General features: G+C 39.8%; 6 protein-coding genes, 2 tRNA genes and 2 rRNA genes. 8 read left to right on the top strand and 2 right to left on the bottom strand.

What is annotated here, in order from left to right; all coding sequences use genetic code 11:
* The 4 genes from ACHB7C_RS15905 to ACHB7C_RS15890 all read left to right on the top strand — a co-directional run.
* Nucleotides 1–92, top strand: a 23S ribosomal RNA gene (locus tag ACHB7C_RS15905); the annotation flags it as partial.
* 146 nt (nt 93–238) lie between these two features.
* A 5S ribosomal RNA gene (rrf, locus tag ACHB7C_RS15900) occupies nt 239–354 on the top strand.
* 62 nt (nt 355–416) lie between these two features.
* Nucleotides 417–493 (top strand) — tRNA-Asp (locus tag ACHB7C_RS15895).
* A gap of 8 nt (nt 494–501) precedes the next feature.
* Nucleotides 502–577, top strand: a tRNA-Trp gene (locus tag ACHB7C_RS15890).
* Nucleotides 578–1,240: 663 nt separating this feature from the next.
* On the opposite strand, the gene hdfR is transcribed toward ACHB7C_RS15890, so the two are convergent.
* Nucleotides 1,241–2,098, bottom strand: coding sequence for an HTH-type transcriptional regulator HdfR (hdfR, locus tag ACHB7C_RS15885; RefSeq protein ID WP_042845915.1), 858 nt, complete (start codon nt 2,096–2,098; stop codon nt 1,241–1,243).
* 112 nt (nt 2,099–2,210) lie between these two features.
* Here hdfR and ACHB7C_RS15880 point away from each other — a divergent pair, with 112 nt between their 5' ends.
* Complete coding sequence (locus ACHB7C_RS15880) at nt 2,211–2,549, top strand: DUF413 domain-containing protein (protein WP_042845913.1); 339 nt, start codon at nt 2,211–2,213, stop codon at nt 2,547–2,549.
* A 77-nt stretch (nt 2,550–2,626) separates the two neighbouring features.
* Here ACHB7C_RS15880 and ACHB7C_RS15875 read toward each other — a convergent pair whose 3' ends face one another.
* Nucleotides 2,627–4,153, bottom strand: coding sequence for a YifB family Mg chelatase-like AAA ATPase (locus ACHB7C_RS15875; RefSeq protein WP_210855333.1), 1,527 nt, complete (start codon nt 4,151–4,153; stop codon nt 2,627–2,629).
* Nucleotides 4,154–4,638: 485 nt separating this feature from the next.
* Between ACHB7C_RS15875 and ACHB7C_RS15870 the strand changes: the two genes are divergently transcribed.
* The 3 genes from ACHB7C_RS15870 to ilvM all read left to right on the top strand — a co-directional run bounded on the left by ACHB7C_RS15870 (nt 4,639) and on the right by ilvM (nt 6,787).
* Nucleotides 4,639–4,740 carry an IlvGEDA operon leader peptide gene (locus ACHB7C_RS15870; RefSeq protein WP_071548712.1) on the top strand — a complete coding sequence of 34 codons (102 nt, stop codon included), beginning with the start codon at nt 4,639–4,641 and terminating at the stop codon, nt 4,738–4,740.
* A 134-nt stretch (nt 4,741–4,874) separates the two neighbouring features.
* Nucleotides 4,875–6,521 carry an acetolactate synthase 2 catalytic subunit gene (gene ilvG, locus ACHB7C_RS15865; RefSeq protein ID WP_395347853.1) on the top strand — a complete coding sequence of 549 codons (1,647 nt, stop codon included), beginning with the start codon at nt 4,875–4,877 and terminating at the stop codon, nt 6,519–6,521.
* The gene (ilvM, locus tag ACHB7C_RS15860) at nt 6,518–6,787 is read left to right on the top strand and encodes an acetolactate synthase 2 small subunit (protein WP_042845909.1); all 270 of its coding nucleotides are present in this window, start codon (nt 6,518–6,520) and stop codon (nt 6,785–6,787) included. Before ilvG ends, ilvM begins: the two co-directional genes overlap by 4 nt.
* Nucleotides 6,788–6,795 lie beyond the last annotated feature (8 nt).

Here is a 6,795-nt window from a genome sequence, read left to right as displayed (position 1 = left end):
AACGTTTAAGACTAAGACGTTGATAGGTTGGGTGTGTAAGCATAGCGATATGTTGAGCTAACCAATACTAATGAACCGTGAGGCTTAACCTGACAACACCGAAGGTGTTTTAGAGATTGAGAGATGAGGTTGATTCAATGAGCGTGAGAAGCCGAGAGGCGAGGGACATGGCAGCTTGTTCAAGATTGCAGTTCTGGTTTAGTGACGAAATGCGCTAAACGGGAACGAACCGAATTTGTCTGGCGGCAATAGCGCGGTGGTCCCACCTGACCCCATGCCGAACTCAGCAGTGAAACGCCGTAGCGCCGATGGTAGTGTGGGGTCTCCCCATGTGAGAGTAGGGAACTGCCAGACATTAATTAAAAATTTATTGCTTATAAGAAGCAGTAAATTGCCGAAAGGCGAAAAGAATAAGTGGAGCGGTAGTTCAGTTGGTTAGAATACCTGCCTGTCACGCAGGGGGTCGCGGGTTCGAGTCCCGTCCGTTCCGCCACTTAATTTAGGGGCGTAGTTCAATTGGTAGAGCACCGGTCTCCAAAACCGGGTGTTGGGAGTTCGAGCCTCTCCGCCCCTGCCAGTTACCAATTAAGTAATAATAAAAGAAGTATCTATTGATAACCCGATTACCTTAATCGGGTTTTTCTTTATATACCATCCGGTTGCCACGTAATAACTCCTTTCCATTTATATTAATAATCCCCTTACTAATCCATGAATAGCTCAATACTTCTGACTATTTATTTAATTTTTATTATTTAATTTTTAAACGCAAAAATTATCTACTTACCTATATCATTGTTTAATAATTGTGCTCTTTTGCTGTTTTAGTTAGCTAATCTATTAGTGGCTTAACTAATTATTTACTCTGAAATTTTTATACTGTGCTCACAGATAAAGGTTAAAGTTTCAGTTGAATAAAATCATAGTTATAAGACGGATGAGTTAGCTAAAGTAGAGGGATGCATGAGGTTTTTTGTTGTTTTAAGATAACTAGTAATCAATAGACTAAAAAAACGTTATAAACCATATGCTAATGGACGGTTACATTGCTTTTGGCTTTTGCCATTAATGGCCTAGCGCTATTATTCTTAACTTTCATTGATGAGCTTTGACATAAATTTGTATTATTCACTAGAAGTGATTAAAGCAACGTTTATTCATATTAACCCTTTAGTTGATACCCGCTAGGCGTTATTAGTAAATACGGGCAGCTCAGCAATAGTATAGAGACGAGTAAAGCTTACTCGTCTTTTGGGTTTTCTTCGGTCAATAGAGCGTTTTTTATTGGTGTTTTAATCAACTGATTAATAAGCGCTTGCTGATCATTTTTTTGTAACCAGACAGCATAGAGAGGTTTACTTATTGAAGTTTCTGAGAGAGTTTTTAAGCCTGGGTATTGATATACCCAATGTGCAGGTAAAAATGCAGCTGAAAGCGATACAGGAAGTAATTGACGGGTAATATGAGCAGAGGTGGTTATCATTACTGGCGTATCATCTTGCGTTAATATGGATTCACTTTTAGGCTGAAAATCGGCCCCCCACTCAAGCTTGATATAATTATATTTTGTTAATGCAACATTTTTTTGTGAAGCCATCAGTTGTAAGTCAATAGTACCAATAATGGTACTTTCGAACTCATCCATTTTGGGCGGTTCAGTTGCAATTAATAAATCTAATTCTCTTGAATGAAGCTGTTTGACTAATGATTGACGTGTAGAAACCCTTGCTTCAAGCCGTAACTCATCGTGTTGACTATAAAGAGCTTCTATCCAGTCTACTAAATAGCCTTCCCAAAGAGATGCTGTTGCACCAATTGAAAGCTCTGTATGTTGTGATGCATGGGATATTTCTTTTTTGGCTTGTAACCATGTATTCATCAATGATTCAGCATATGGAACGAGTCTTTCACCTGCTGCGGTTAAGCGGATATTATTTCTATGGCGGGTAAAGAGACTTGTTCCGAGTTGAGTTTCTAATTGTCGAATACGAAAGCTGACTGCTGATTGTGTCAAATAGAGTGATTCTGCGGCTCTACCGAAGTGCCTAGTTTTACTAACTTCTAAAAAAGTTCTCAATAACTCGCTGTCCACACTCATCTCCAATTTTTTTTGTCGTGATGATTTAAATGTTTTGTTTTACAGATTGCTTATGCTGTCTAATACTCCGCGCCATATAGAGTTTGACTGTAATAAGTTAGGAGTGTGTCAGATGGCAGATAGCTTCATCACGACTAATCGTTTTTTTGATAACAAAAATTACCCACGTGGCTTTTCTCGTCATGGTGATTTCACCATCAAGGAAGCCCAGTTACTAGAACGCCTAGGCCAAGCTTTTAATGAGCTAGATACTGGTAAACGTGCGGCACAGACAGAAGAAGAAAAACTTTTCGTTGCTGTATGTCGCGGCGAGCGTGAACCAGCTACCCCTGAAGAAAAAGTTTGGGCAAAATATTCTAGTCGTATTAACCGTCCAAAACGTTTCCATACTTTATCAGGCGGCAAACCTCAGATAGACCCATCGGAAGACTACACCGATACAGATGATTAATATTGTCATCGTATGTTAAGAGGGACTTCGGTCCCTTTATTTTTATCCGATAATTAATATTCTCTTCTCTACCCCGCTCAGCTTACTTGTTTTTGCAAATGAAGCAATAACTTATCCATTGTCCTGTACCCAAGGGCTTCTAATAAATGTGCCCGTTCTATATGCTCAGATGCATTAAGATCGGCAATGGTCCTAGAAACCCTTAATACCCTGTGCCAAGCCCGAATAGAAAGCCCTAACTTATTTAACGCATGCTCTAAGAATAACGCATCTTTAGCCTTTAGCGGGCAAAATTGTGTGGTTTCTCTCGACGTGAGTAAATTATTTATTTTTCCTGCACGCTCAAGTTGCCTATTTCTAGCCGTGATCACTCTTTGCCTGATTTGTTCACTAGTTTCACCTTGATAATTTTGATTGCTTAATGAGCCGATAGGTAATAATGGTATTTCAATCGAAATATCAAATCTATCTAGAAAAGGGCCTGATATATGCGAAAGATAGCGCAATATGCGGGCGGGAGATGAGCGGCTCATTTCACCTTGGTAATGACCTGTTGGACTTGGATTAAGTGCAGCAATGAGTTGAAAGTTTGCAGGGTAGCAAACTTTTGCTTTTGCACGAGAAATACTCACTCTTTTTGACTCAAGAGGTTCTCTTAATGAATCAAGGACAGAACGACTGAATTCAGGTAATTCATCTAAAAATAAAATGCCATTATGAGCAAGAGAGATTTCGCCAGGTTTTGGAAGAGAACCCCCGCCGATTAATGCAGCTATTGATGTGCTGTGATGAGGCGTTCTAAAAGGCCTTATAGGCCAATTCACTTTATCACGAGTGGTTTCAGTCAGGCTATATAATGAAGCGACCTCTAGTGCCTCCTGAGGCGTTAATGGAGGCAATAAAGTCATTAACCTGCTGGCTAGCATTGTTTTTCCTGTACCAGGAGGGCCTAGTAGAAGTAAATTATGACCACCTGTGGCGCAAATTTCTAATGCACGTTTTCCTTGTTCTTGCCCAATAATATCATTGATATCACCTTCATATCGAGCCGATGAGGGGGCTTCGTGGATTTGTTGGTTACTGGCTAAGACCTGTTTACCATGTAAGAAGTGGCAAAGTTCTAACAAAGATGTTGCAAAATGGACGCTATTGTCAGCGAGTAAGCTTAATTGGTGCTGATTTTCAATTGAAAGTATTAATACTCGACGTTGTTCTAATGCTGATTGTGCTGCAGGAATGGCACTGTTGACGTAACGTATCAGACCAGATAATGCCAGTTCACCTAAAAACTCATGTTGATTTAATGTTTCATTAGGAATTTGTCCAGATGATGCAAGAATAGCAATTGCAATTGCAAGGTCGTAGCGCCCACTTTCTTTTGGTAAATCTGCAGGCGCTAAATTTACGGTCATTTTTTTAGCGGGATATTCAAACCCACTATTTAGTAAAGCACTTCTTACCCGATCCCTAGCTTCTTTGACGGCGGTTTCAGGGAGACCAACAAGTGTTAGGCCAGGAAGCCCATTACTAATATGAGCTTCAACAGTGACAAGTGGAGCTTCCATGCCAATCGATGCTCTAGTATAAACAATCGCCAATGTCATAAGCCCTCCAATATTATTTGAGTTAACAGAGTAATATTCTGTTGAGAATAAATTGATTTGTAGAGCTGTTTTGTTGTATTTGCGAAGCGGTTCGATAATTTAATTACTTAGTTTCATAGCTGTTTCAGTTTTTTAGAAAACGGCTCGAAATGTTGGTATAACAAAGGTTGCCGTTATTTAATAAAGAATTAAGAATGGAGATACCTTGGATAGGCATCAATAAAACTAATCAATGGGTAGGTGTATTTTTACCTGCTTTTATTTGTGGAGTCTGGATGATGTAGCTGATTGTGCTATCAATTACATTTAAAATTACTGTGAAATTACCTTTTTAATGGTTTTTTATTCTTATTTTTATTTAACATTATGATTTTAAAGTAGTTAAATATTTTGAAAATAAATAAATTAAATAAAAGTTGTCAAAGTGATTTTAAAATGATACCTCTTTAATAAAGATAATTAAGAATGTTGAAAAATTAAAACTCATGAACGCATTTATCCAAGCAGTTAGCCTAATTATTATTCGTGTGGTGGTGATTATTATCCCACCGTGCGGGGCTGCACTTGGACGACGAAGGCTAAAATAACAGCCAGATCTCACGAGAACCCCGCACCGAAAGGCGCGGGGTTTTTTTTGACACTAAAGTTTGTTAAAGCAAATAAAATAGATAAAACATAATAAATACAAATAGATAAAAAGTGGACGGACAGGAGATAAAGCATGAACGGAGCACAATGGTTAGTTCAAGCATTGCGAGCACAAGGTGTTGATACGGTATTTGGCTATCCTGGTGGTGCAATTATGCCAGTTTATGATGCGTTATATGACGGTGGTGTGGAACATCTGCTGTGTAGGCATGAACAAGGCGCAGTGATAGCAGCAATAGGTTATGCGCGCTCAACAGGTAAAACAGGTGTGTGTATCGCGACATCAGGGCCTGGGGCAACAAATGTTATTACAGGATTGGCGGATGCTTTGTTAGACTCGGTTCCGGTTGTTGCTATCACTGGTCAAGTTGCCTCTGAGTTTATCGGAACAGATGCTTTTCAGGAAATTGATGTCTTAGGGTTATCTTTGGCCTGTACTAAACATAGCTTTTTAGTTGAAGCGATAGAAGATTTACCTCGCATCCTTGCTGAAGCTTTCGCAATCGCAAATAGTGGACGTCCTGGACCTGTACTGATTGATATTCCGAAAGATATTCAACTACAACATGCTGAACTATCTCCATTCCTAATGCCTGTTGAACAAGAGACGACCTCTCCATTATCTGAAATCCAGCAAGCAAGAGCATTATTACAACAATCCGAAAAACCGATGTTGTACATTGGTGGCGGTGTTGGGATGTCTGGAGCTGTTAGTGAATTACGAAAATTTATTGAATTTACAGGTATTCCCTCTGTTGCAACATTGAAGGGCTTAGGTGCTGCACACCCATCTGATGAAAATTATTTGGGGATGTTGGGTATGCATGGCACTAAAGCAGCAAATATTTCCGTACAACTCTGTGATTTACTGATAGCTGTTGGTGCTCGCTTTGATGACCGAGTTACAGGTAAATTAAATACTTTTGCTCCGAATGCTAAAGTCATTCACCTTGACATCGACCACGTTGAGCTGGATAAGCTAAGGCAAACTCACGTTGCATTACATGGTGATGCGAAGGCTTTATTACCTGAACTGGCACTTAAAAAATCAATCGCTCCTTGGCAGCAGGAAGTTCAGCAACTGAAGAAAGAATTTGGTTGGCGTTATGATCACCCTGGAGAGCTCATCTATGCGCCACTCTTATTGAAACAACTATCAGATAAAATGAAGCCAAATACGGTGATTACGACGGATGTCGGACAACACCAAATGTGGTCTGCACAACATATCACCGTCGATGGCCCAGAGAATTTTTTAACATCAAGTGGCTTAGGCACGATGGGGTTTGGTATCCCAGCGGCAATTGGAGCCCAAGTTGCAAGACCTGAAGATGTTGTTGTCTGTGTATCTGGTGATGGTTCCTTTATGATGAATGTCCAAGAACTTGGAACCATTAAACGTAAACAGCTTCCCGTAAAAATTCTGTTAATTGATAACCAACGCTTAGGCATGGTTCGCCAATGGCAAGAACTGTTTTTTGAGCAGCGTTATAGTGAAACTATTTTGACAGATAACCCAGATTTTATCGCATTAGCTAGCGCATTTGGCATTAAAGGCCGACGTATTACTGACAAATCTGAAGTGAATGCTGCCCTTGATGAGCTGTTAAATAGTGAGGGCGCTTATTTATTACAAGTGTCCATTAATGAATTAGAAAATGTCTGGCCATTGGTTCCACCTGGGGCTAGTAATGAAAAAATGATGGAGAAACCATTATGATACAACATCAACTCTCAATATCGGCCCGTTTCCGTCCTGAGGTTTTAGAGCGTATATTAAGGGTCACCCGCCATCGCGGATTTCGTATTAGTGCCATGAATATGGGCCAGTCAATAGATGGCGATAATGTTAACATTAAACTGACCGTAAGTAGTCCGAGGCCGTTAACGCAACTTTGTGCTCAGTTAACTAAGCTCTCAGATATTACGGAAGTTGAAGTACTACAACAAGAATCACGACTATTAAGCACACAAAGTGCAATGTAAGGAATATA

This window comes from Providencia sp. 2024EL-00732 (genome assembly GCF_044006275.1).
GTDB classification, from domain to species: Bacteria; Pseudomonadota; Gammaproteobacteria; order Enterobacterales; family Enterobacteriaceae; genus Providencia; species Providencia huashanensis.
The sequence above is the reverse complement of the archived record's forward strand: the minus strand, read 5'-3'. Positions and strand labels throughout refer to the sequence as shown.